The sequence below is a fragment of the Desulfovibrio sp. An276 genome, from assembly GCF_002159665.1.
Lineage (GTDB): Bacteria > Desulfobacterota > Desulfovibrionia > Desulfovibrionales > Desulfovibrionaceae > Desulfovibrio > Desulfovibrio faecigallinarum.
This window is the reverse complement of record NZ_NFJC01000001.1, coordinates 146292-170622: the sequence shown is the minus strand read 5'-3', so window position 1 is coordinate 170622 and position 24331 is coordinate 146292. Positions and strand designations below refer to the sequence as shown.

17 protein-coding genes, 1 pseudogene and 1 riboswitch are annotated in these 24331 nt (G+C 55.4%); of the genes and pseudogenes, 4 read left to right on the top strand and 14 right to left on the bottom strand.

Features of this window, described 5'->3' with window-relative positions:
* Window position 1: 1 nt before the first annotated feature.
* The 6 genes from B5F76_RS00805 to B5F76_RS00780 form a co-directional block, all read right to left on the bottom strand.
* Window positions 2–3112: an efflux RND transporter permease subunit gene (locus B5F76_RS00805; protein WP_087349700.1), complete on the bottom strand. Its 3111-nt coding sequence runs from the start codon at window positions 3110–3112 to the stop codon at window positions 2–4.
* A gap of 12 nt (window positions 3113–3124) precedes the next feature.
* On the bottom strand, window positions 3125–4417 hold the full coding sequence (locus B5F76_RS00800; protein WP_087350216.1) for an MdtA/MuxA family multidrug efflux RND transporter periplasmic adaptor subunit: 1293 nt from the start codon (window positions 4415–4417) through the stop codon (window positions 3125–3127).
* Between the two features lie 317 nt (window positions 4418–4734).
* A complete protein-coding gene (gene rbr / locus B5F76_RS00795; protein ID WP_087349698.1) occupies window positions 4735–5310 on the bottom strand; it encodes a rubrerythrin in 576 nt (191 codons plus the stop codon).
* Window positions 5311–5517: 207 nt separating this feature from the next.
* Window positions 5518–6804 carry a phosphomethylpyrimidine synthase ThiC gene (gene thiC, locus B5F76_RS00790; RefSeq protein ID WP_087349696.1) on the bottom strand — a complete coding sequence of 429 codons (1287 nt, stop codon included), beginning with the start codon at window positions 6802–6804 and terminating at the stop codon, window positions 5518–5520.
* 53 nt (window positions 6805–6857) lie between these two features.
* Window positions 6858–6968, bottom strand: a riboswitch (TPP riboswitch).
* Window positions 6969–7263: 295 nt separating this feature from the next.
* On the bottom strand, window positions 7264–8406 hold the full coding sequence (locus B5F76_RS00785) for a Fic family protein (RefSeq protein WP_087349694.1): 1143 nt from the start codon (window positions 8404–8406) through the stop codon (window positions 7264–7266).
* A gap of 27 nt (window positions 8407–8433) precedes the next feature.
* Window positions 8434–10407 (bottom strand): monovalent cation:proton antiporter family protein, encoded by a 1974-nt coding sequence (locus B5F76_RS00780; protein WP_087349692.1) that lies wholly within the window; start codon window positions 10405–10407, stop codon window positions 8434–8436.
* A gap of 1045 nt (window positions 10408–11452) precedes the next feature.
* On the opposite strand from B5F76_RS00780, the gene gdhA reads away from it, so the two are divergent.
* The 3 genes and pseudogenes from gdhA to B5F76_RS15515 all read left to right on the top strand — a co-directional run bounded on the left by gdhA (window position 11453) and on the right by B5F76_RS15515 (window position 15717).
* On the top strand, window positions 11453–12805 hold the full coding sequence (gene gdhA, locus B5F76_RS00775; protein WP_087349690.1) for an NADP-specific glutamate dehydrogenase: 1353 nt from the start codon (window positions 11453–11455) through the stop codon (window positions 12803–12805).
* 221 nt (window positions 12806–13026) lie between these two features.
* Window positions 13027–15478 (top strand): annotated as a pseudogene (gene secA / locus B5F76_RS00770) (preprotein translocase subunit SecA); the annotation flags it as partial.
* The gene (locus tag B5F76_RS15515; protein WP_446717626.1) at window positions 15457–15717 is read left to right on the top strand and encodes an SEC-C metal-binding domain-containing protein; all 261 of its coding nucleotides are present in this window, start codon (window positions 15457–15459) and stop codon (window positions 15715–15717) included. The pseudogene secA and the gene B5F76_RS15515, both read left to right, overlap by 22 nt.
* Window positions 15718–15825: 108 nt before the next feature.
* Here the strand turns inward: B5F76_RS15515 and B5F76_RS00765 are convergent, their stop codons facing one another.
* The 8 genes from B5F76_RS00765 to B5F76_RS00730 form a co-directional block, all read right to left on the bottom strand.
* Entirely contained in the window at window positions 15826–16692 is an 867-nt protein-coding gene (locus tag B5F76_RS00765; protein ID WP_162608609.1) for a PHP domain-containing protein, read from the bottom strand.
* 2 nt (window positions 16693–16694) lie between these two features.
* Window positions 16695–17363: an amino acid ABC transporter permease gene (locus B5F76_RS00760; RefSeq protein ID WP_087349686.1), complete on the bottom strand. Its 669-nt coding sequence runs from the start codon at window positions 17361–17363 to the stop codon at window positions 16695–16697.
* 7 nt (window positions 17364–17370) lie between these two features.
* Window positions 17371–18126, bottom strand: a complete 756-nt coding sequence (locus tag B5F76_RS00755; protein WP_087349684.1) for an amino acid ABC transporter ATP-binding protein — start codon at window positions 18124–18126, stop codon at window positions 17371–17373.
* Between the two features lie 3 nt (window positions 18127–18129).
* Complete coding sequence (locus tag B5F76_RS00750; RefSeq protein WP_087349682.1) at window positions 18130–18819, bottom strand: amino acid ABC transporter permease; 690 nt, start codon at window positions 18817–18819, stop codon at window positions 18130–18132.
* Window positions 18820–19034: 215 nt separating this feature from the next.
* Window positions 19035–19778 (bottom strand): ABC transporter substrate-binding protein, encoded by a 744-nt coding sequence (locus B5F76_RS00745; protein ID WP_087349680.1) that lies wholly within the window; start codon window positions 19776–19778, stop codon window positions 19035–19037.
* Between the two features lie 185 nt (window positions 19779–19963).
* Window positions 19964–20422, bottom strand: coding sequence for a 3-hydroxyacyl-ACP dehydratase FabZ (gene fabZ / locus B5F76_RS00740; RefSeq protein WP_087349678.1), 459 nt, complete (start codon window positions 20420–20422; stop codon window positions 19964–19966).
* Window positions 20423–20659: 237 nt separating this feature from the next.
* A complete protein-coding gene (locus B5F76_RS00735; RefSeq protein ID WP_087349676.1) occupies window positions 20660–21220 on the bottom strand; it encodes an OmpH family outer membrane protein in 561 nt (186 codons plus the stop codon).
* Between the two features lie 276 nt (window positions 21221–21496).
* Complete coding sequence (locus B5F76_RS00730; protein WP_087349674.1) at window positions 21497–23059, bottom strand: N-acetylmuramoyl-L-alanine amidase; 1563 nt, start codon at window positions 23057–23059, stop codon at window positions 21497–21499.
* 253 nt (window positions 23060–23312) lie between these two features.
* On the opposite strand from B5F76_RS00730, the gene B5F76_RS00725 reads away from it, so the two are divergent.
* Entirely contained in the window at window positions 23313–24251 is a 939-nt protein-coding gene (locus tag B5F76_RS00725; protein ID WP_162608608.1) for a lysylphosphatidylglycerol synthase transmembrane domain-containing protein, read from the top strand.
* Window positions 24252–24331: the final 80 nt, after the last annotated feature.

Sequence of the window (24331 nt, the reverse complement as noted above, 5' to 3'; positions counted from 1 at the left end):
GCTACCCCTTTCTCTTGCGGGAGAATTTGTCGAACCAGATGTAGATGACCGGGGTTGTGAAGAGGGTGAGCAGCTGACTGAAGATAAGGCCTCCGACCATGGTCACACCCAGGGGGCGTCTGAGTTCCGCGCCCATGCCAGTGGTGAGGATAAGGGGCAGGGCACTAAGAAGTGCGCACAGTGTTGTCATGAGGATGGGGCGAAGACGCAAGAGGCAGGCCTCGTGTATGGCGCTCACACTGTCCCTGCCCTCCCTGTTTTCCAGCTCAAGTGCAAAGTCCACCATCATGATGGCGTTTTTCTTGACTATGCCTATGAGCAGGATAAGGCCAATGATGCCCACAACCCCCAGTTCCATGTCCAGCATGATGAGCGCAAGGATTGCGCCTATGCCTGCAGAGGGCAGGGTAGAGAGGATGGTCAGGGGGTGCACATAGCTTTCGTAGAGCACGCCAAGCACAATGTAGACCGTGGCAATGGCTGCCAGGATGAGCCAGAGCTGGTTGTTGGTCGAGGAGTCAAAGGCCCTTGCTGCACCTTGGAAGAGGAAGCGCACGGATTCCGGGGCCTCGATCTCCTGTATGGCCCTTTTCACTGCCTCCACCGCGTCTCCCAGATGCCAGCCCTCTGCCACGTTGAAGGAGAGGGTTGCTGCCGGAAACTGTCCCTGCCTTGCAAGGCCCAGCTGCACTGGCCGCTCCTCGATTGTGGCAACACTTGTGAGCGGCACAGGCTTTCCGTCTCCCGCTTCCACAAAGATGGCCTCCATGTCCTGCGGCCCCTTTCTGAAGGTCGAAGCGGATTCGAGCACTACCTTGTACTGGTTTGTTTGTGTGAAGATGGTGGAGATGAGCCTCTGACCAAGGGCATTGTAGAGGGCGTTGTCTATGTCCTGCATGCTGATGCCGAGCCTGCCAGCCATGTCGCGGTTCACGTTGACATAGACCATGGTCCCCTGTGGCAGAAGGTCCGTTGCAACGTTTGAGAGCTCTTCCTGTTCGTTTAAAGAGCGCCTGAACTTTTTCTCCCACAGGGCAAGGTCCTCCCTGGACACAGCCTCCATGGTCACCTGGTACATGGTGCGCGAAGTCCTGTCCTCAATGGTGAGATCCTGCACTGGATTCAGGTAGAGGGTTGTTCCCGGGATCTCGCTGTGCGCCCGCTCCATGAGCCTCTTTGCTATGGCAGGCGCCCTGTCTTCCCTTTCGTCAAGGCTCTTTAGCTCAATGGTGAGCCTTGAGGTGGCTATACTCGGATTTTGTCCGTCAACACCCACGAAGAAGGCAACACGCCTGACAGCCGGGTCCGAGAGCAGAAGGTCTGCCAAACGCTGCTGGCGGGCAGCCATGCCCCTGAAGGAAGTGTTTTGCGGAGCCTCTGCCATGCCCTGCAAAAGGCCTGTGTCCTGCACAGGGAAAAAGCCCTTGGAGACCGCAACATAGAGAAAGCCAGTGAAGAGAACGCTTCCCAGGGCCACCCAGAGCATGAGTGTCTGATGGCGCAAAACAACGACAAGCGCCCTGTCGTAGAGCTTCAGAAGAACTGGGAAAAAGCCCTTTTCCTCTTTGTCTGCTTCTCCCGTCTCGCCGCCCCTTTTCCTTCTCTCTGTTTTGAGAAAGACCGCGCAGAGCATGGGCGTGAGCGTCAGGGACACGACAGCCGAGATGAGGATGGTCACAGCCAGCGTGATGGCAAATTCCCGAAAGAGCCTTCCTGCCACGTCCCCCATGAAGAGCAGGGGGATGAGCACAGCAACAAGGGAGAGGGTGAGAGAGATGATCGTAAAGCCAATCTGGCCTGCACCCGTGAGCGCAGCCTGTACTGGCCTCATGCCCTTTTCCAGATAGCGGGTGATGTTTTCTATGACTACTATGGCGTCGTCCACCACAAAGCCCGAGGCTATGACCAGGGCCATGAGGGTCAGGTTGTTCAGGGAAAAGTTGGCAAGGTACATGACGCCCAGGGTGCCCACCAGGGAGAGGGGCACTGCCAATGCCGGGATGAGTGTTGCCCTTGCGTTGCGCAAAAAGACCCAGATGACTGCAATGACAAGGACCACAGCCAGCACAAGTTCGAACTGCACGTCCGCCACTGTCGCGCGTATGGTTGCCGTCCTGTCCGTGATGACCTCAAGCTGCACCGAATTTGGGAGCGAGGCCGCAAGCATGGGCAGGCGCGCGTTGATGGCGTCCGCAACAGCTATGACGTTGGCTCCCGGCTGGCGCTGCACGGAAATGATGATGGCCTGACGTATCTTCTTTGGTGCACTGTCCTTGTCTGCCTGCACAATATAGGCAGAGAGCAGGGCGTTTTCAGCCCCTTCCTCGACTTCTGCTATGTCCCCCAGGCGTATGGGAGCCCCGTTCTTGTAGCCTATGATGGTCTGTATGTACTCTTCCGGGCTTTCCAGCTGGTCGTTGGCGTTGATGGTAGAGGAGCGCAGGCGTCCGTCCAGGCTGCCCTTGGCTGTGTTCACATTGGCAGCGGATATGGCCGTGCGTATGTCCTCCATGGTCAGATCCGCCCTTGCCAGGGCCTTCGGGTTCACCCTGACCCTGATGGCAGGTCGCTCGCCGCCGGAAAGGGTTACCATACCCACACCCGAGAGCTGCGAGAGCTTTTGCGCCATGCGCGTGTCCGCCAGATCCTCAAGGCGTGTCATGGGCAAGATGTCGCTTGTGAGAGCCAGTGTCATGACCGGCGGGTCTGCCGGGTTCACCTTGTTGTACACAGGAGGCGTTGGCAAGTCCGAGGGCAATAGTGTCAGGGCTGCATTGATGCCTGCCTGCACCTCCTGTTCCGCCACATCCAGCGCTATGCCAAGGTCAAACTGCAGGGTGATGACCGAGGCCCCTGCAGAGGAAAAGGAGCTCATCTGCACAAGGCCGGACATGGAGCCGAACTGCGTCTCAAGGGGCGCTGTCACTACAGCTGCCATGACGTCCGGGGATGCTCCCGGATAGAAGGTCTGCACCTGTATGGTGGGATAGTCTATCTGGGGCAGGGCCGAAATGGGCAAAAAGCGGTAGGCCAGAACACCGGATAAAAAGAGGGCCACCATGAGCAGCGAGGTCGCTATGGGGCGCAGTATGAAGATACGGGAGATGTTCACGCTTGCCCCGCCCTAGTTTTTGCCCCCGGGTTTTGGGGTCCCGGAGTTTTGGGATTCAGGCGCATTGGGTCTGCCGGCTTTTTTGTGGGCCCCTGCATTGGGCAAAAGCCTTGGCGTATTTTCTGTCTGCATGGGCGAGGGCATGGCCTCAAGGCGTACCGTCTCCACCGTTGCCGCAACGCGCACTTTTGATCCCTGGCGCAGGCGGTCTATACCGTCCACCACTATTGCTTCGTTTGCCGCAAGGCCCTTTTCTATGACAGTCACTGCCCCTGTATTTATGCCTGTTGTCACCTTGCGCAGTTCAACAGTGTTGTCCCTGTCCACCACAAAGACATAGTTCCCTGAAGAGCCTATCTGCACTGCAGCCGGGGGTACTGTCACCACATTTTTCAGGGTGCGCACGCGCACGCGTGCGTTCACGAATTCGTTGGGGAAGAGGCGCTCGTTTTCGTTTGCGAATATGGCCTTCAGCATGACAGTGCCTGTGGCCGTGTCAATGCGGTTGTCCACAGTGAGGAGTTCTCCCACTGCCAGGCATTCTTTCTGATCCCTGCTCCAGGCCTCGACTCTGGGCTTGGGTGCCGCGGGATCACTGTGTTCTCGCACAAAGAGTGCCTCTGTCAGAAGGGGCACATTTATTTCCGGCAGGGGGAAGACCACATAGCATGGGGACACTTCCGTAATGCGCACAATGCCAGTGGTATCGTTGGCAGTGACAAGGGCGCCCTTGTCCACATTGCGCAAGCCCAGGCGTCCGGATACCGGTGCCGTGATGCGCGAATAGACCAGATCCAGTTCCGCTGTGCGCACATTTGCCCTGTCCGCGGCCACCGTGCCCTCAAGCTGCCCCACCTGGGCCACCTGCTGGTCGTAGGTCTGCCGTGCGACATAGTCCTTGGCAGCGAGAGTAGCGTAGCGGCGCATGTCCTTGCGGGCATTGGCAAGCTCTGCCTCGTCCCTTGCAAGCGTTCCCTTTGCCTGGGCCAGCGCAGCCTCGAAGGGCCTCGGATCAATCTGGGCCAGCAGATCCCCTTCCTTCACCCTCTGGCCTTCCGTGAAATAGATGTCCATGAGGGTTCCGCCTACCCTGCTTGTGACAAGGACATCCGCAGAGGCCTGCACAGTCCCTATGCCCTGCAGGTAGTGGGGCACATCCTGGACTATGGCCCTTGCCACACTCACTGGCACAGTCATTTCCGGCGGCCCCTTGACCTCGGGTTTTGCAAGGTAGCGGTAGAGCCCGAAGGCAATAAGGACAAGCAGGAGCAGAAAGAGAAGACGTTTGTGGTTGGATATGGCCATGAAGGCTCCTTGATGTCTTTGGGGCTTTTGTGTGTCTGTATGGAGACCCGGGACAATCCTGCGATATGCGTATTTTTTGCGCATGGTTGCTCCCTTTGCAGGGCAAATACTGCGCGAGGAAACCCAGGCCAGAGTATATAGAAACGACCGAAATAGACAATACGGGAAGCTTGCGTGGAACCTGCGGGCCAGGGGCACAAAAAAAGGGACAGTGCCGTTGCTGGCGCTGCCCCAAAATATATCCGGGGGCATTGCTGCCCCCGGTGGTGGAAGGAATGTCAGGGATGTCTTTGGGAGGAGGGAAATTCGAGCAGAATTTAGAAGGCGTAGTTCAGCTCTTCGAAGTGAGCCTGGGGGTGATCACAGGCCGGGCACTTGGCAGGAGCTTCTTCGCCGCGCACAAGACAGCCACAGTTGCGGCAGCGCCACACTGTCACGTGGTCGCGCTTGAACATGGTGCCGTCCTGGATTTCCTTCAGCAGCTTCAGGAAACGCTTTTCGTGGAATTCCTCGGCAATGGCAATGCTGCGCATGACAGCTGCGATTTCCGGGAAGCCTTCCTGGGCAGCCACTTCGGCGAAGGAGGGGTACATGTGGGTGTATTCCTCATTCTCGCCGCTTGCGGAAGCCTGCAGGTTTTCCACAGTGGTGCCAATCTTGCCTGCAGGGAAGGTTGCGGTCACTTCGGCCTCGCCGCCCTCAAGGAACTTAAACAGACGCTTGGCGTGCTCCTTTTCCTGGTTGGCAGTTTCGGTGAAGATGTCGGAAACAAGCACGTAGCCTTCGCTCTTGGCCTTGCTGGCAAAGTAGGTGTAGCGGTTGCGGGCCTGGGATTCGCCGGCAAAGGCAGTGAGGATATTCTTCTCGGTCTGGGTTCCTTTCAGGGATTTCATGGCAAACTCCGTTCTGTGTTAGAGGTTGATTTCGGGATGCTGCTTTGTGCATCCGCTTCAGTCATTTCGTTTTACCAGTATAGATTATTATTAGCTTTTGTAAAGACCTTTTTGCCCCAAAAGAGAAAAAATTTTTGTAGCAGGGAGTCGGCATGGTACAACATGCCGGAATCCCTGCCAGATATGTTTGCCTATAGAGTGTTGAGCCTAGATTATCTTGGCGTCCTGCACCATCTTGACCGCGCAGAACTTGCCACACATGGCGCAGACCTTCTCGTCCTTGTGGACACCCCTGCGCTTTGTGACCATTTCCGGATCAATGGCCTGGGCCTTCATGCCTTCCCAGTCCAGATCGCGTCTGGCCTTGTTCATGGCCTCTTCCCTCGCCACGGCCCTTGGTGTGCCAAGCGCCACTTCGCCCGCGTGGGCAGCTATGCGCGAGGCCATGACGCCTGCCTTTACGTCGTCCTTGTCCGGCAGGGTAAGGTGTTCTGCAGGGGTCAGGTAGCAGAGGAAGTCCACGCCTGCCGTGACGCCAATGGCACCGCCTATGGCCCCGGAGATATGGTCGTAGCCAGGGGTAGCGTCCACGACCAGCGGTCCGAGCACGTAGAGGGGGGCGCCGTGGGTCAGGGTCTTGATGGCTTCAATCTGGGTGCGCACCTTGTGCATGGGAACGTGGCCCGGGCCCTCGATCATGCACTGCACGCCGCGCTCAAGGGCGATTTTCTGCAAAACGCCCAGGTTGAGCACTTCCTCGAACTGGGCAGTGTCGCCTGCATCACAGCCTGCACCCGGGCGCAGGGCATCGCCCAGGGAAAGGGTGATGTTGTGCTTCAGGGAAATGTCGAGCAGGCGGTCAAAGTGTTCCAGAAGGGGATTTTCCTTTTTGTTTTCCAGCATCCAGCGGGCCAGCATGGAGCCGCCGCGCGAGACAATGCCAAGGACCCTGTCCTTTTCTGCGCCCATGCGGGCGCCGCGGTAGGAGATGCCGCAGTGCAGGGTCATGAAATCCACGCCCTGTTCGGCCTGTTTTTCAATCTCCGCAAACAGTTCCTCGGGGTCCATGGAAGAGACTTCGCGCTCGTTGTCCAAAAGCTGCTGGCCTACGGAGTAGAGCGGCACAGTGCCAAGGGGCAGGTAGGTGCTCTCCAGCATGCGGGTGCGGATGGCGTCGAGATTTCCTGCAATGGAAAGGTCCATCACAGTGTCAGCGCCTGCGGCTTCGGCCACATGGAGCTTTTCAATTTCCATGTCGTCGTTGCTGCACAGGGGCGATGTGCCGATGTTGGCATTGACCTTGATGGAAGATGGCTGGCCCACCAGGATGGGCCGCACTTTTTTGTGGGCAGGATTGCCCAGCAGCACCATGGTGCCCTTTTCAATGCCTTCTAAAATGACTTGTTTGTCCAGGCCCTCGCGCAAGGCGAGAGCATCCAGGTGCTGGTCCAGAAGTGCTTTCAGCACAGTGTTCTTGGACAGAATGTCTGACATAGTGCTCTCCCTAAAAGATTTCTAGCTGTACAAGGGGGCAGAGCACATACCAATACGAGAATGCATAGCTTTCCTCCGGCAGCGCTAACTGCATCAGGTTCCAAGGGTCTGGCCCGTAGGTGACCACTCTCAGCTGCCCGTGCGCAGCTCCCCCAGCAAATTACAGGTTTGCCCCTTTCAGGGGCTCAGGTATTTGTTATGATACAAGTAGAAGACAGGGGAAGGCAAGGAGTGATTTGGGACAGGCGGCTGACAAGCCTCTGTAGTGTGGAGCATGGAAAATCGGACAAGAAGAACGCTTGTAGAGTGATAGATATCGGAGGATACTCCGATGTAGGCCCCAAAGATATCATCCAGTTTGGCAAGTCATATACAATGGCATCTACCACTCAGTATTAGTAGTCGGTTGCTGTAATAATGATAATAAATTATATAATAATGCTTGAAAATATAAATAAATTATTTCTCTATGAAGTAGTTTGTATTAATAGAATATGTATTTTTATCTATCTGCTTTAGAATGCCAATTTCTTTAAGTTTTTTTAGATCTCGGCGTATTGTGTCAGTTGATATATTTGAATACAATAATTTATATTTAGCTACGCTGCAAAATGAATTTAATGAAATTGGTTGCGAATCTTCAAATATAAATTCAAGAAGTGTTTTTTGTCTTAAAGAAATGTTATTATTGTTTTTAAGATTATTAATATGGTCTAAAAATATAATTTTATATATATGTGTGTTTATGTTTTCTGATAAAAATTTTAAAGAAGATATGCAGGCTTTTAGATAAAATTTAAAAAAGCTTGTCATATTTTTTTCTTTTCTTGTTTCTGAGAAAACTGAGTAGTATGTATCAATATTATTGTAATAATAGTTTGAAAGTATTGGAGCTAGAAAATGATATCCGTATTTGCTCAATAACCATGCTTCTACAAACCTTGATGTACGACCATTACCATCTCTAAAAGGATGAATCATTGCCAAGTAAAAATGAGCATAAGCTGGTCTTAGTAAAGGTTCAGTTTTTAGCATTGAGTCACTATTGATAAATTCAATATATTTTTTCATTAAATTTATAATATCTTCAAGTATAACTGGTGGTCTATAGATTCCACCATGATCATTATCTCCAACAACAACTTTTGTATTTCTATAATTTCCTGGAGAATTTTCTTGGTAATCAATATTATTTGTTATTATATAGTGGTATTCTTTTATTTGGTTTTCAGATATTAAAATGTTTTCTGTATTAGTATTAACTAATTTATCGTAAAGAGTTTTAAGGTTTAAAATATCTTGTTTTGATTTGCTTTGATTAAATTTATTGTTTTCAACATTGTTATTTAAAATTTCATCTACTTCATTTTCTTTTAATGGATTTCCTTCTATTGCAGCTGTACTGAAAATAGATTTTTTTATAAGCTCAACTTTTAGTTTATTATTTATTTCAGGTGTCAAAGGAATGTTTTTTAAAATATTAAATATAGTTTTTATTTCAACAAGAAGCTGATTTATTGTGTTTATATCAAAATATGAATAAAAATGAAATTTTCCAGATTTATAAGTTAGAAATTCTAATGGTTCTGGAAATTGAAACATGAAGTTCACCTATTATGTGAGTTATTTTTATTTCTGTGGATTGAGCAGCTGTCTTGCTGTGTAGATTTTGTCCTTGGTGGTGAAGACATAGACCACATCGTCGCTCAAAAGCATGAACGATGCGTCAGGTGCCTGAATAAGTTCATTGTTCCTGGACACGGCTACAATGGTAAGACCCAAGGTCTTGCGGATATTGCTCTCAAGCAAGGTGTGATTCACAAAGGGTGAGCCCTCTTCCAGGCGCACAGCGCACACGCCCATGTCCGGAAGCTTGGCTGTCAGGGACTGCAGGCCAGCTCCCTTGCTTGCGTGGCGCATGCTCAGACTTTCCTCCTGGCGCAGCTTGGCTGCCATTTTGTCTATGTCCTGGGCAGGCAAAAGGTAGGCAGCGAGGACCTGGGAGAACATCTCCACACCTGCCTCGAATTCCTCGGCTATGATCTTGTTCGCACCAAGGGCGTAGAGGTGGCGGATTTCGCCCACAAAACGGGTTCTGGCAATAATGGTGATGTCCGGGTTGAGCTTGCGGGCATTGGCGATAATGCCGCGCACTGCCATGGGATCGGAGATGGCAATGGCTATGACGCGGGCCTGGGCTATGCCAAGGCTTTCCAGAATGATCGGCTGGACAGCATCGCCGTAGGCAATGGGCTCTTTGCCGCTGAAGCGCTTCACTGTCTCGGGATTCATCTCGAGAATGGTGTAGGCAAGATTGTAGTGCTTTGCTGCCTTTACCAGCTGCTGTCCGGTGAAACCAAAGCCTATGATGATGCAGTGATCCTTGAGACCCCCGTCCTTGTGCTCCTCTTCCACCTCGGCCTGGGCCTTGCCCTTTTTCTGCACAATGGAACAGATCTTCCTTGCAGTTGCTGGGGCGCAGGCTATGAGGGCAGGGGTGAGCATCATGGTGATGATGCTCACAGCCAAAAAGAACTGATGTGCCTCATTGCCCATGAGGCCTGAGGCAACGCCTGCTGTGACCAGCACAAAACTGAATTCGCCTGTCTGTGAAAGGCACAAGGAGGTGCGTATGGCCGTTTGCAGGGGGTAGCCCTGTATCAGCACTGCCGGCATGGTGAGAAGGCTCTTTCCTATAATATAGAGCGGGACACAGGCGAGGATGAACAGGATGTGCCGTACGGTAAAGCTTACATCAAGCATCATGCCCACGGAAATGAAGAATATGCTTAAGAAAACGTCACGGTAGGGCAGAATGTCCGCAACGGCACTCATGGAGTAGCGGGACCTTGCCAGCATGAGTCCTGCCAGAAAGGCGCCAAGGGAGAAGGACATGCCAAGGGCGCTGGTTATGGTCGCAAACCCCAGACACAGGCACAGTATGGTCAAAAGAAGAAGCTCGCTTGAGCGTGTCTTGGCAACTGCAGTCATGAGCCTGTCCAGGACCCAGCGAGCAAAGACGTACAGGGCCGCGCCAAAGGCAATGACCTTCAGTATGGCTATGCCTGCGGAAAGAAAGGAGAGGTGTATGGTGCCAGCCAGAAGGGGTACAAGCAGCATCATGGGTGCGACAAGGATGTCCTGAAAGACCAGGATGGCAAGGGTGAGGCGTCCCACAGGCGTGGCGGTGATCCCTTTTTGCTGGAAGATGTGCAGTACTATGGCCGAGGAGGACAGCGCAAAGAGGCATCCCCAGAAAATGCCCTGGGCGAGGTGTCCTTGTACAAGGCCCACCACAGCTGCGACGCCGATGATAAGCCCTATCTGCAGACTGCCGCCAAGGAACACTGGACGCTTCAGTCTGTCGAGAACCTCTCCGGAAAGCTCCATGCCGATGGTGAACATGAGCATGGCAACGCCAAGGTCAGCTGCAGAGGAGATGACCTCCATGTCGTCCACAAGGCCAAGCAGGGAAGGGCCGGCCAGGACACCCGTGAGCAGAAACCCCACGGTGACCGGTATCTTGAAACGGGAACAGACAATGTTGACCACAACGGCCAGAAGAAAGATGATGAGGACCTGGGAGAGTATTGCTGTTGACATATTTTGAGCCTGTCCCGGAGCCAGCTTGGATTGGGTCCGGTCTGACGAAGAATGCGGTGATGATGCATGTGCCTTGGGGCAACCCTGCAAGTTACCAGCAAGCTAAAATGAGGGAAGTAGGAAATTCATGGAGTCAATAGTATCAATATGTTACCCAGAAAGGACGCTCTCTTTTTCGGGTCGAGACAGGGTCCGTGCAAGTTACCAGCAAGTAAGCGCCAAAGGAGACACAGGCCCTGTTTTGTATGTCCAAAAGCCTGCAAGGGCAACAAGAAGAGGCTGGCAAAATTCCGAAAATCCGGACTGTACCAAGGTCAGCACTCCGGACTTTTCCGACAAACTGCCTCTTTTGCAGGAGATGTCCCCTGTCCCTGACTCACACAGCAAAAAAAGTTGGTTGAGCACTCAATTTTTGTGGATCCTGGGAGACAAGCCCTGTCATGATATTGTAACCTTATGAAAATTCATTGTTTTATAGTCTGATTCACGTCATCACTCTCCTTGCTGCCGCAGAACATTCCCTTGTGCACAGTCAGGTCTTGAAGAGAAAAAGAAGCGCAATTTCAAGCAAGTGGATAATCCTTTTGCATGATGTCCACGTTTTTTTGGGGAAACACGCAGATATTGCTGAAAAAAGCAAGAATGCGTATGTTCCCGCGCACAGTTTTGCGGGGCTTTGTAGCCCTCGCAAGGCTGTCCAGCTGAAAGAGGTCTTTCGGCAAAGGCCAAGGGTGAAGGCATATGCCCTCCTTCCCGGTCCGTTCCCAAGGATTTTGCGGGAAGGGTTCCCTTGCCTTGCTCACCAAGAAGGTTCCCTGAACTCCCCATCCCCCAGAAAACAAAATGGCCGGGATCAAGCGTCACTCCCCCTCGATGCTTTGTTTCGGTTTCCCCAAGCGGGAGTCCCAGGGGTACTCTCGACAGGTTTTTGAGTTCCCCCAAGGCTGACACCTCTTCATGTTCCCTCATTCCCTGGCGCGTACGGCGCATGCCGCACGCAGGGCAATCTTTCTACGCGTTCCTTCGCAACGCCAAGAGGTTAGCAATGGACTATTCTTCCCGCATTATTGCAGACATCGAGAACCATTTCGCAGGCCAGTCCGAATTCATCCAGGCCTGCAAGGAAGTGCTTGAAACCCTTCAGCCCGTTCTCGATGCCAATCCGAAGTACGAGGAAAACCGCATTCTCGAGCGCATCACCGAACCCGAGCGCACCGTTATGTTCCGCGTGAGCTGGTTCACCGACAAGGGCGAGCTCATGGTGAACCGCGGCTACCGCATTCAGTTCAACTCCGCTCTCGGACCCTACAAGGGCGGCCTGCGCTTCCATCCCAGCGTGAATCTGAGCATCCTCAAATTCCTGGGCTTCGAGCAGATCTTCAAGAATGCCCTCTCCGGCCTGTCCATTGGCGGTGCCAAGGGTGGTTCCGACTTCAACCCCAAGGGCCGCTCCGATGGCGAAATCATGCGTTTCTGCCAGGCCTTCATGACCAAACTCTACCCCTTCATCGGCATGCGTACCGACGTGCCTGCTGGTGACATCGGCGTGGGCGGCCGCGAAGTGGGCTACCTCTTCGGCGCCTACAAGCAGCTGACCAACCGCTACGAAGGTGTGCTCACCGGCAAGAACCTGCTCTTTGGTGGCTCCCTTGCCCGTACCGAGGCCACAGGTTACGGCTGCGTCTACTTTGCCCAGAACATGCTTGCCGCCCGCGGCTTTGATCTGAAGGACAAGGTCTGCGCAGTGTCCGGTGCCGGCAACGTTGCCATTTACTGCTGCGAGAAGCTGTGGCAGTGCGGCGCAAAGCCCGTGACAGTCACCGATTCCACCGGCATGATCTACGATCCCGAGGGCATCGATGTGGCAATCCTGAAGCAGGTGAAGGAAGTGGAGCATGCCCGCCTCACCCGCTACGCAGAACTGCGTCCCTCTGCCAAGTACACCCCTGTGGAAGAGTATCCCGCAGGCCGTCACGCAGTGTGGGATGTGCCCTGCTTCGCAGCCTTCCCCTGCGCGACCCAGAACGAGGTCAACGGCAAGGACGCCGAGGCCCTGCTTGCCAACGGCTGCCAGTGCGTGTGCGAAGGCGCCAACATGCCCTCCACCCCCGAAGCCATTGAAGCCTACCTCAAGGCCGGCATCTGTTACGGTCCCGCCAAGGCTGCCAACGCAGGCGGCGTGTCCGTCAGCCAGCTGGAAATGGCCCAGAACGCCAATATGGTGCACTGGACCTTCGAGGAAGTGGACAACAAGCTGAAGGACATCATGAAGAACATCTACACCCGCGCTGCAAACACAGCGAAGGCCTACGGCGAGCCCAACAACCTCCTCAAGGGCGCCAACATCTCAGCCTTCTGCGAAGTGGCAGATGCCATGATTGCCCAGGGCATGTACTAGTCTTTTCGTATTTCCGGATTTTTTGGGGACGTCTTCCTTTTTGGGGGCGTCCCCTTTTTGCACGCTTGGACGCAATGGCAAGGATGTGCCCTTCCATTGTGTTCCAGATTTGGTGCATTGCAGAAATTGTTTTGCTGTGACAGGAAGCCTTGCGGCCTTGTCAAGGTGGCAGGCATGTCTTATTTTCTGGGCTGCCCCAAGATTTTCCTGTCTTTTGCGGGATGCATGCAGCGGGGTCAGATTTTCAGCGAGGAGTCTTCATGTCCTTTTTTCAGAAAATATTCGGCAGCAAGAACGACAGATATTTGAAAAAACTGCGCCCCCTGGTGCAAAAGATAAATGCCCTTGAACCCGAAGTTGAAAAGCTTGCGGACGAGGAATTTCCCCAGCGCATGGCTGAATACAGGCAGGCCGTGCAGGAAGGGTCCAAGACCCTGGACGGCATCTTGCCTGAGGTCTTTGCCCTGGTTCGCGAGGCAGCCAAGAGAACGCTTGGCATGCGCCACTTTGACGTACAGCTCATAGGCGGCATAGTCCTGCACAAGGGACGCATTGCCGAAATGAAGACAGGCGAAGGCAAGACCCTGGTGGCAACCCTGGCCGTGTCTTTGAACGCCCTTTCGGGCAAGGGCGTGCACGTTGTCACAGTCAACGACTATCTGGCCCAGCGCGACGCCGCCTGGATGGGAAAGGTCTATTCCTTCCTTGGTCTCACAACCGGCGTTATTGTGCACGATCTCGACGACAACCAGCGCAGGGCAGCCTATGCCGCGGACATCACCTACGGCACCAACAACGAGTTTGGCTTCGACTACCTGCGCGACAACATGAAATTCTACGCCACGGATCTTGTGCAGCGCGGCCACAATTTTGCCATCGTGGACGAAGTGGACTCCATCCTCATCGATGAGGCAAGAACTCCGCTCATCATTTCCGGTGCCTCGGACGAGGACGTGGACCTCTACCAGGCCATGGACGCAGTGGTCTGCCAGCTCGATCCCGACGACTACAGCGTGGACGAAAAGGCCAAGACAGCGACCCTGACGGAGAAGGGTGTAGCCCACTGCGAGGAGCTGACCCATCTCGACAACCTCTTTGATCCGCGCAACATGCTGGCCCAGCACCACATCCTGCAGTCTCTGAAGGCCCACTGCAACTTCAAGCGCGATGTGGACTACATTGTCCAGAACGACGAGGTTGTCATCGTCGACGAATTCACAGGCCGCATCATGCCCGGCCGCCGCTATTCCGACGGCCTGCACCAGGCTTTGGAGGCCAAGGAGCACGTTCGCATCCAGGCCGAGAACCAGACGCTCGCCTCCATCACCTTCCAGAACTACTTCAGAATGTACGACAAGCTGGCCGGCATGACCGGTACGGCAGACACGGAAGCAGTCGAATTCCACGAGATCTACAACCTTGAGGTCATGACCATCCCCACCAACAGGCCCATGATCCGCAAGGACTACCCAGATCTCATCTACCAGACGCGCAGGGAAAAGTTCGACGCCATTGTCGAAACCATACGCGAACTCTATCAGACAGGGCAGCCCGTACTTGTGGGCACCATTTCCATCGAGACCTCGGAAATGCTCTCGGCCCGTCTCAAGAAGATCGGCATCCCCCACAGCGTGCTCAATGCCAAGCACCACGCCCAGGAAGCAGAGATCATTGCCAAGGCAGGCGAGAAGGGCCACGTGACCATTGCCACGAACATGGCTGGCCGCGGCACGGACATAGTCCTTGGCGAGGGCGTGCGCGAGCTTGGAGGTCTGCACATCCTTGGTACAGAGCGCCACGAGTCCCGCCGCATAGACAATCAGCTGCGCGGCCGTGCCGGCCGTCAGGGCGATCCCGGATCCTCGCGCTTCTACCTCTCCCTTGAGGACAACCTCATGCGCCTGTTTGGCTCGGATCGCATCAAGGGCCTCATGGGCAAGCTCGGCCTCAAGGACGGCGAGGCCATCGAGAACAATATGGTCTCAAGGGCAGTGGAAAACGCCCAGAAGAAGGTGGAAGCCCACCACTTCGAAATCCGCAAGACCCTGCTCGACTACGACAACGTCATGAACCAGCAGCGCGAGGTCATCTACGCCCTGCGCCGCGACGCCATGCAGGCCAAGGACCTCACTGGCCTTGTGTGCGAGTTCAGGGACGATCTTCTGAACGACATCTACAACGAACTCGAAAGCGGTTCCGGCGACAACCTTGAGGAAACCCGCAAATCCGTGCGCGCCCAGCTGGAGGAATACTTCCAGATAAGCCGCGTTTTGGCACAAGACGCGCCCCTGCCGGACATCGAGGAAACCCGTAAGCTCTTCATGGACATCCTGGCACAGCTGAAAGACGAGCTTGCCATGTCCTTCCAGGCTGTAGGCAACGAGGAAGAAGCACGCCTTGCAGCCCAGGAAGAGGGCATAGAGTACGAAGAATACGTGGCTCGCAATGCCCAGAAGTCCCTGGACGACATCCTGCGCTACGTGGTTCTGGAAGAGCTCGACAGATGCTGGAAAGAGCATCTGCGCAACATGGATGCCTTGCGCGACGGCATTGGCCTGCGCGGTTACGGCCAGCGCGATCCCAAGCTCGAATACAAGCGCGAAGGCTTCCTGATGTTCGAGAATCTGCTCATCGTCATCCGCCAGAACATCATGCGCACCCTGACCAGGGTGCACATCAGGATACAGCTGCCCGAAGTGCATGAGGAAGAGCCCCGGGATATCATGGATCCCGCGGAACTCAGGCATTCCGACAATCTCGAAAGTGCGGTCCTTTCCTCTGGAATCAGCACTGCGGACGAGGATGGAAAGCAGCAGCCAGTGCGCAATACCAAGAAGGCCATAGGCCGCAACGATCCCTGCCCCTGCGGCAGCGGCAAGAAATACAAGAAGTGCTGCGGTCGCGGCAAGTAGACGCAGCACTTGCCCGAGACTTTCAGGCCAACAAAAAAGGCAGGAGCAAATCCTGCCTTTTTTGTTGCCTTCATGTTGCCTTTCTGCTGAGCCGAAAAGCTCTTTCTGTCAGCAGGGCAGTCCCTGCTCTGCGCGCCATTCCTTCAAAAGCGCAAAGGCGTCCGAGGTCACAAAGAGGCTGCCGTAGCCTGTGCCAAGGCTGATGCGGGGCTTGTTCTTGCCATGGTAGTCGCTGCCTCCGGAGACGCACAAATGGAAGCGGCGCGCAAGCGAGATGACAGCGCGGGAGTCCGCCTCTGTGTGCTCGCTGTGCCAGGCCTCTATGCCGCACAATCCATAGGGCAAGAGGCGCTTCACAAATTCGTCTATCCATCCCGGAGGGTAGGGTTTGAGCATGGGGTGGGCTATGAAGACAGAGCAGCCAATGCCGGACATGACGCGTACTGCCTCCTCCGGCTCCATGACTTCCTTGGCAAGGTAGGCCTTGCCTGTTGCCCCGAGATATTTGTCAAAGGCTTCGGTGATGGTCTTTACATAGCCCTTTGTGATAAGTGCCCTTGCTATGTGCGGACGGCCCACGCTTTCGCCGCCGGCCTCGTGCAGGACATCCTCCATGTCAAGGTGTATGCCGAGCGTTGCCAGCTTTTCCAAAATTCTCTGGTTGCGCTCGCCACGCTTCGAGCGCATGGCTGCAAGGGCGTTTTCCAAAGGCTCGCAGTCCTTCGGAACCCACAGGCCCACAATGTGCATTTCGCCCTGGTCCGTGCCTGTGGACACTTCCACGCCACGCACAAACTCTATGTCACCCATCCTTTGGGCAGCCGCTTCCCCTTCGGCAAGGCCGCTTAGGGTGTCGTGGTCCGTTATGGCTACGGCAGCAAGCCCTGCCTTGCGGGCATTTTCCACAAGTTCAGAGGGAGTGTCCGTGCCGTCCGAGGCATTGGTGTGTGTATGAAGGTCAACGCGCTGAATCATGGCTAGACAGCTCCAAAGCCCGGGATGCGGAAGCGGCGTTCCAGCCAGTGCAAGAGCCAGGTGGCCAGGGTGACCATGACAAGGTAGTAGGCTCCCACTGCGATGAAGACTTCCGTGAAGCGGAAGGTGTCCGAGGCAACCACCTTGCCCTCGCCCATGAGCTCCATACAGGTCACAAGGTAGGCTAGGGAGGAATATTTGATAAGGTAGATGATTTCGTTGCCGCAGCCTGGCAGGGCGCGACGCGCGGCCTGGGGCGCAACTATCCAGACCACTGTCTGGAAGGTGGTGAAGCCGAGCGCTCTGGCTGCCTTGATCTGACCTTGGCTTATGGAGAGCAGGGCGCCGCGCACGTACTCCGAGTGGTAGGCAGCAGAACAGATGATGAAGCTCAAGAGTGCCGCGCCGTAGGGCTCGAAGTAGATGCCGATCTTGGGCAGGGCAAAGTAGATCATCATGAGCTGCACTGCCAGGGGCACGCCGCGCACAATGGCAGTGTACCAGTCCCCAAGCCTGCGCATCCAGGGGGAGCCAAAGCCGCGCAGGCAGCCCAATGCCAGTCCCCCGGCAAAGCCTATGATCGAGGCAGGAACAATGAGGGCAATGGAGACCATGAGGCCCCTGTTGAGGGCAGGCAGGAGTTCTCCGAAAACAAAGGCACTGTCGAACATGATCCTGCTACTCCAGCTCAGAGGTCAGTTTGGTGAAAAAGTCCTTGGTGCGCGTCGCAGCCCCCTCTGCCAGAAGATCTGCCGGTGTACCCTGTTCGATGATGACACCGTTTTGCATGAAGAGGATTTCGTTGGCGAGAGCCCTTGCAAAGTCCATCTGATGGGTTGCCATGACCATGGTCATGCCGTGCTGGGCAAGGTCGCGGATGACTGCGAGCACTTCGCCCACAAGCTCCGGATCAAGGGCCGAGGTGGGCTCGTCCAGAAGGATGACAGTGGGATCCATGGCAAGAGCGCGGGCAATGGCTACGCGCTGCTTCTGTCCGCCGGAAAGCTGCGCAGGGTAGAGAAGGTAGCGGTTGGCAAGGCCGACCCTGGCAAGCTCGTCCATGGCACGCTCGGAAGCTTCCTTCTTGCTCATGCCCCGCACCTTGCGCAGGGCTATGGCCACATTGTCCTGGGCAGTCAGATGATCAAAGAGGTTGAAGTCCTGAAAGATCATGCCGACCCTGGCCCTGAAGGAGCATAAAGACTTCTTGTCTGCCCTGTTCAAGGGCTCCCCTTCAAGTATGATCTCGCCCTTGTCCGGGGGAATGAGGCAGTTTATGCACTGCAAAAGCGTGCTCTTGCCAGCGCCGGAGGGGCCGATGAGCACCTTGAGTTCGCCGCGTGCAACGTTGAGGGAACAGTCCTTCAGAATGTCCTTGCCGCCAAGGCTCTTGCTGATGTTTCTGACTTCCAGAACGATTTCTTGAGCTGCCATATCCTAGGCCCCCTTGAAAGCCGCATTGCCGTGCGTACCGTACCCCGGAACACGCACCCTGTTTTCAAGGCGGCGCAAAAGTTTCAGAACAACAAGTGTCAGTACAAAGTAGATAACGCCAGCTGTGGCGTAGAGAGCCAGATGCTCGTGCGTGCGGGCAGCAATGGCCGCTGTGCGGGCCATGATTTCCTGGGTGCCCAACACATAGCACACAGCGCTGTCCTTCAGGAGAATGGAAAATTCGTTTGCCCAGCCGGGAATGGAAAGCCGCAAGGCCTGGGGCAGGATGATGCAGCGTATGGTTTGTCCGTCGCTCATGCCAAGGGCGCGGCCTGCCTTCATCTGTCCGCTTGGCAGGGACTGGATTGCACCGCGGAAAATCTGCGACTGGTAGGCTGTCGACGTGCAGCCCATGACCAGACAGGAAATGAGGAAGGGATTGACCGGAAGTCCCAGGCTTAAGAAAAATCCGTAGAAGAGGAAGAGCAGAACCAGGATGGGAATGCCGCGGAAAAACCAGACGTAGATCGACACGAAGGAGCGCATGAGCGGATTGCCGTAGACCTGCATGACCGCAAAGGGCACACCCAGGCAAAGCCCCATGCCAAGGGCAGCGCCCACAGCGCCAACCGTGACAAGGGTTCCGCCCAGTATGAAGGGCAGCGCATTGATGATGACTGTCAGACTATCCATGTTTCTTTCCACAGTCGCCCCATCCGCCGACTGACTCCGCAACCGACGGATAGGGGTCGTGCGGATTGCCCCTCCCTGAAGGGCGTGGTTTCAAACCATAGGGAAATTTTTGATGAAGCAGGAGCAAAAGGGCCGTATTGGCACAAAAGACAGACGTACGGAAAGGAAGACCCCTTCCGTACGCTGTCTTGCGAAACTGATTGTCCTGGTCCGGACTACTTTGCAAGGTACTTGTTCTGCAGTTCCTTCCAGTAGGGATCGGCCTTGAGCAGCTTGTAGCCCTCGTTGACGACCTTCATGATTTCGGTGTCGCCCTTGCGAATGGCAACGCCAAAGTCGTCCTGTTCGCCGTGGGTGCCGATGATCTTCACATCACGCCCCTTGGAGATGGCGTCGTTGGCAGGCAGGCTGTCCATGAGGGCAGCATCGATGCGGCCGTTCAGGATGTCTTCGACAGCCAAGGGACAGCTGTCGTAGGAGCGCAGCTCAAAGGTGTAGCCCTTGGCCTTCTTCTCTGCCCTGATGGCCTCGGCCTCGGAGGTGCCGCGCTGCACGCCCAGCTTCACGGGCTTGGAGAGAATGTCCTTGGGGGTGAGGGTGGAGTCCTTGCGGACCAGGAACACACGGTACACCTGCCAGTAGGGATCGGAGAAATCCACCTGGGCGCGGCGCTTGTCGGTGATGCTCATGCCGGAGGCAATCATGTCGATCTGCTTTGCCAGAAGGGAGGGGATGATGCCGTCCCAGGCCATGGGCTTGTGCTCGACCTTGAAGCCCATCTTCTTGGCAATCCAGTTCATGGATTCCACGTCAAAGCCTGCGGGCTGACCTGTCTTTTCGTCAATGTAGGCGAAGGGAGGGTAGTTGGGGTCAATGCCGTTGATGTAGGTTTTCTGGGCCTGGGCCTGGCTTGCAAAGGCAAGAAGGCAAAAGAGGGCAAGGACAAGAAGCTTTTTCATAAAAGGAACACTCCCGGTTTGGGTTGAGTTGGAAAACAAGGGGGCACAAGTGCGCCCTGCAAGGCTTTCCAACGGACAGCAGATCAACAGGGGGAATCAATTTTCACAAGCATGTACAGTAGCTGAAGAAGGCTCTCTGCGCAAGGAGCAACCCTGGACCGCCCCTTAAGAGCTACCGGGCCTTTTTAGGGCCTGTCGGCTATGGCTGCGGAAATCTGGGCCTCAGCCGCGAGCTTGCCGTCCACAAGGGCCTTTGCGTCCATCTTGCACAGCTGCATTCTGCGGCGGATGTTGGAGCAGTGCAGCTCAAGCCTGTCGCCGGGCACAACCTGTTTGCGGAATTTCACGCCCTCAAGGCCGGTGAAGAGGAAGAGCTTGTTGGAATAGTCTTCCTTGCTGTCCGACAGGGCAAGGAGGCCGCCAGCTTGGGCCAGGGCCTCGAGAATGAGGACACCGGGCATGACCGGTGCGCCGGGGAAATGGCCCTGGAAGAAGGGTTCGTTTATGGACACGTTCTTGTAGGCAATGATGTGGTCACCGGGAACGCATTCGACAACCCTGTCCACCAGAAGGAAGGGGTATCTGTGCGGCAGAAGGGACATGATGCGCGCGATGTCCATGGTCTGGGCTGCATTTTCCGACATGGCGTAACTCCCAAAAAGGGTTTTGCGAAAAGAAGAGGCCCAAGGGCTCCCTTTCTTTCCATCAGTTTACAAAAATGGAACAGAACAGCGACAGCGTACACTGTTCGGCCTCTAGCGTCCATGTCTTTGCACACCATTTTGCCAGCCTGAGTCCATTGCCTGTCCGGACAAAAAGAAAAGGACCTCTTCTCCGCAGAGAAGAGGCCCTTGCAATAAAATTCCTTAAGGCAAGGATTGCTACTTGCCCTTGGGCTTTTCGGTAGCAGCCTTCTTGCCCTTTTCCTTGAACATCTTGTTCACTTCGGCAAGGACGTCCTTGGTGAGATCCATGCTCTGTTCTGCATAGAGCACGCCGCCGGCGGTCACGTCCACGACAAAGTTGAAGTTCTTGCGCTGGGCCACATTGTAGGTGGCGTTAAAGACCAGGACGATCATGTCCTGACGCATCTTCACTTCGTCCTGCTCGACCTTGCGCATGAAGTTGCGGGTCTTCTGATCAAGATCCTGCTTGGCACGCAGGAAGGCAAGCTTGCTTTCTTCGGAAGCCTTGGGATCCTTCAGCTTTTCTGCCCTTTTGCGGAGCTTCTCGCCTTCGTCTTCAAGGTCCTTGCGTTCCTTGCCGTATTTCTTTTCCAGCTCGGCCCTGCCGGCCTTGGCAGGATCACTGTCCTGGGCCAGTGTCTGCATGTCCACAACGCCGATCTTCAGAGCAGCGCTGGTTTGAGCCGTGTCAGCTGCAGAAACAACACCAACCATGGCGAAAAGGGCCACGAAGGTAAGCACCAAAAACTTGCGCATGTATATCCGTCTCCTTCCCCTAGCTAGTCGGGACCTGATGCCAGCCTCAATCTGGCTTTTTGTCAAATACGGCTGGACCTGAAATTTCTGCAAATCTCTTACAGAGCTTCCCGCAAATGTCAAGAGCTTGTGCGCGATTGATCACACTAAGGAAGTGGAATGGTGCAGGAAAATTTTGCCCGGCAACGCATGGGAGCTTCCTTGAAAAAATCCCGAAAAAAGGGTGCAGCAAAAGGGCGACCCAAACCCTGGGCCGCCTTTTGCTTCAAAGCCTTGCTACTGCAGGGTGCGTCCGCTCCTTTCGGCTGTGAGCAGGCCTGCTGCGCGGTCGCGGTAGGCAAGAATGCCAGAGGCTATGCCTTCTGCCACTGCCTGGCGAAAATCCGGATCCTTTAGAAGTTTTGCGTCTTTCAGATTGGTGCAATAGCCGATTTCGGCAAGCACTGCAGGCATGGACGAGGTGGAGAGCACATAGAAGGGTGCGGACTTTATGCCCTTCGAGGCAATGACAAAGCCGTTCTTTTTTGTCTCGCGCTTCATCTGCCGCAAAACATCCCTTGCCAGTGTGCGCGACTCAAGCACGCGTTCGTTCAAGGCCACCCTCTGGGCGAGCAGTCTAGCCCTTGTCCTCTGGTTGCGCTTGCCCCTGGCAGCCACCTTCAGCGTTTCCATGGAGGAGGCCGAATCGAGGTAGTAGACCTCAAGGCCGCTTATGCGCGCGTTGGTGTTGGCGTTCACGTGTATGGAAACAAAGAGGTCCGACTTGCTGGCATTGGCTATTTCCGTGCGCCTGGCTAGGCTCACGGTCCTGTTGTTCTTGCGCGTGTAGACTACGCGCACCCCGTTGTCTGCAAGGATCCGTCCCACCTTCAGTGCCACGTCCAGGGTGACACTGCGCTCCACGACACCATTGTTCAGTGTGCCGGGATCAATGCCGCCATGGCCTGCGTCAATGGTGACCACCCTGATTGGGCTCTCTGCATACAGCTCAGCCCGGGCCTTTCTGGTCTTTTGGGCCTTTTGCCGCACTGCAAGGCCTGCCTTTTTCGCCCTGGCAGCCCGAATTTCCCTTGCGCTCATCCTGGCCCTTGCCACACGCATCTGGCCCTGGCCTGTGCTTTTTGCACTGCTTGCGACAAGTGTGGAAGGCTTTTCCCTTTCAAGGGACTTTCCCCTTGCAAGCCTCGCCGCAAGCTCCCTGGCCTTTGGCGCAGAGTCGCTGGCAGGGAAGCGCTCGACTATCATCTTCAGATAGTTTTGCGCATCTGCGGCCCTGTTCAGCTTTTCGGAAGAGAGGATGGCGCAGGCAAGGAGTGCGTCGTCGGCACGCACACTTTTGGGGAAGGTCCTTGCCAGGGCTGTGTAGAGCTCAAGGGCAAGTCTTGCATCGCGGCCTGTGTGCGAGCAGCGGGCAAGCTCTTCCTGGCACTCGCCGGCTCGAAAGAGCGCCTGGGCTGCCTGGTTGCCATGGGGAGAGGAGACAGCTATGCCAAGGAAGGTGTCGCGCAGCTCTTCCCAGGGCTGGCGCCAGCACGAGCGCGTCTTGTGGGCGCGCAGTTCATCCATGGCGGTCTTTCCCTTCTCGTAGCTTTCCTTGAGCTCGGCCCTTGCCACAAGCCTTACGCCTGCAAAGGTTTTGGGATTTTCACTGATGCCGAGTGCCTTGAGATTTTTGGCTATCCTGGCCTCTCCCGCAGCCTGTGCCGCGGGGCAGGCGAGCTGGAGAGCAAGGCAAAGAGCAAGGCACAGGAAAAGGACGCGCAAAAAGACGCTCTGGGCCGTGCGGGCATCTCTTCCCCCCGCTTCTCCCACTGCTCTTCCTGCCAGTCCCTGGAACATGTCTTCCTCCCCTTCTGTGCCGCTCGCATGGAGCAAATATGCAGCGAGCCATATATGGATCCCTTGCCCTGCTTATCGGCAGCTTTGACAAAAACATGAGGGGAGGGGATTTTTTCGAAGGCAGGGGAAAATGTTGCATTGCGGCAAGCCTTTGGGCTATAGGCTGCGTGTGCCGCGGCGCTGGGAGGGGAGAAAAATGGGGCCAATTGCCCCTGACCCACCGGCCAGGCAGCGTCCCCGGAGTGTCAGCAGTATGAAACCTTTGTACAGGACAGCATTTTCCCTTGCCCAGTGGGCCCTTGGCCTTGCGGCCCTTGCCTGGGCCTTGAGCGAGGTGGATCTTGGCATGCTTTGCGAGGCTGTCCAGTCCTATTCCCTGGCTGCCATGATGCCTGTCTTTGCACTGGCCATCGCGGACTACACCTGCATGGGCTTTCGCCTGAACGCTCTCATGCCCAAGGGGACAGGCCTTGCCCTGAGCATGAAGGGGTGCCTTTTGTGCGTAGGCATGAACTGCCTTCTTCCGGCAAAGGCAGGCGATGCTCTCAAGATTCTCTATCTGACGCGCAACACCGGCCAGAGCTTTGTGACCATAAGCTCGGTAGTCATCTGGGAGAGGCTGTGCGACGTCATCTACCTTGCAAGCCTGCTCCTTTTTGCAGTGCCCAACATGCAGGCCGACGAGCTGGGCGTAAACATGGTCGTACCGGCTTTTGTTCTTTGCGCAGGCGTTTTGGGCTTCTACACCCTGCGCCACTGGTCCGGATTCTTCCATGCCCTGTATGCGAGGTTTTTGCCCTCCAGGATAGCAAGTCCCCTGTCCCACCTGCATTCCTGCATGGTGGATCAGGTCTCCATTCCCTGGCTTGCCCGCGGCCTTGCCTGGTCCGCCTGTACCTGGGGCACGTACTTCATGTGCTTTGTGTTTTCGCTCTACATGGCGGACATACACCTTACCTATCCGCAGATGCTGGTGGCCTTCACCATCTCCTGTTTGGGGACCGCCATCCCGTCGCTTCCGGGCGGCATAGGCCTTTTCGAGGGCGCTGTGGTCCTGGCATTATCCTGGTTTGGCGTTGACGCAAGCCAGGCCCTTGGCATGGCTCTCTTCTTCCATGCCGTGCACTTTCTTCCCCTGGCCCTTGCCGCAGTCATCATCAACGGCAGGGCAAGGTACTGGCAAAAGGCCTGAGCCTTTGCGGCAGCTACAGGGCCTTTCCTGTACGTCTGCCTTTTTGGGACATGCCCTCACTTCCCCCATTTCCCCATTTT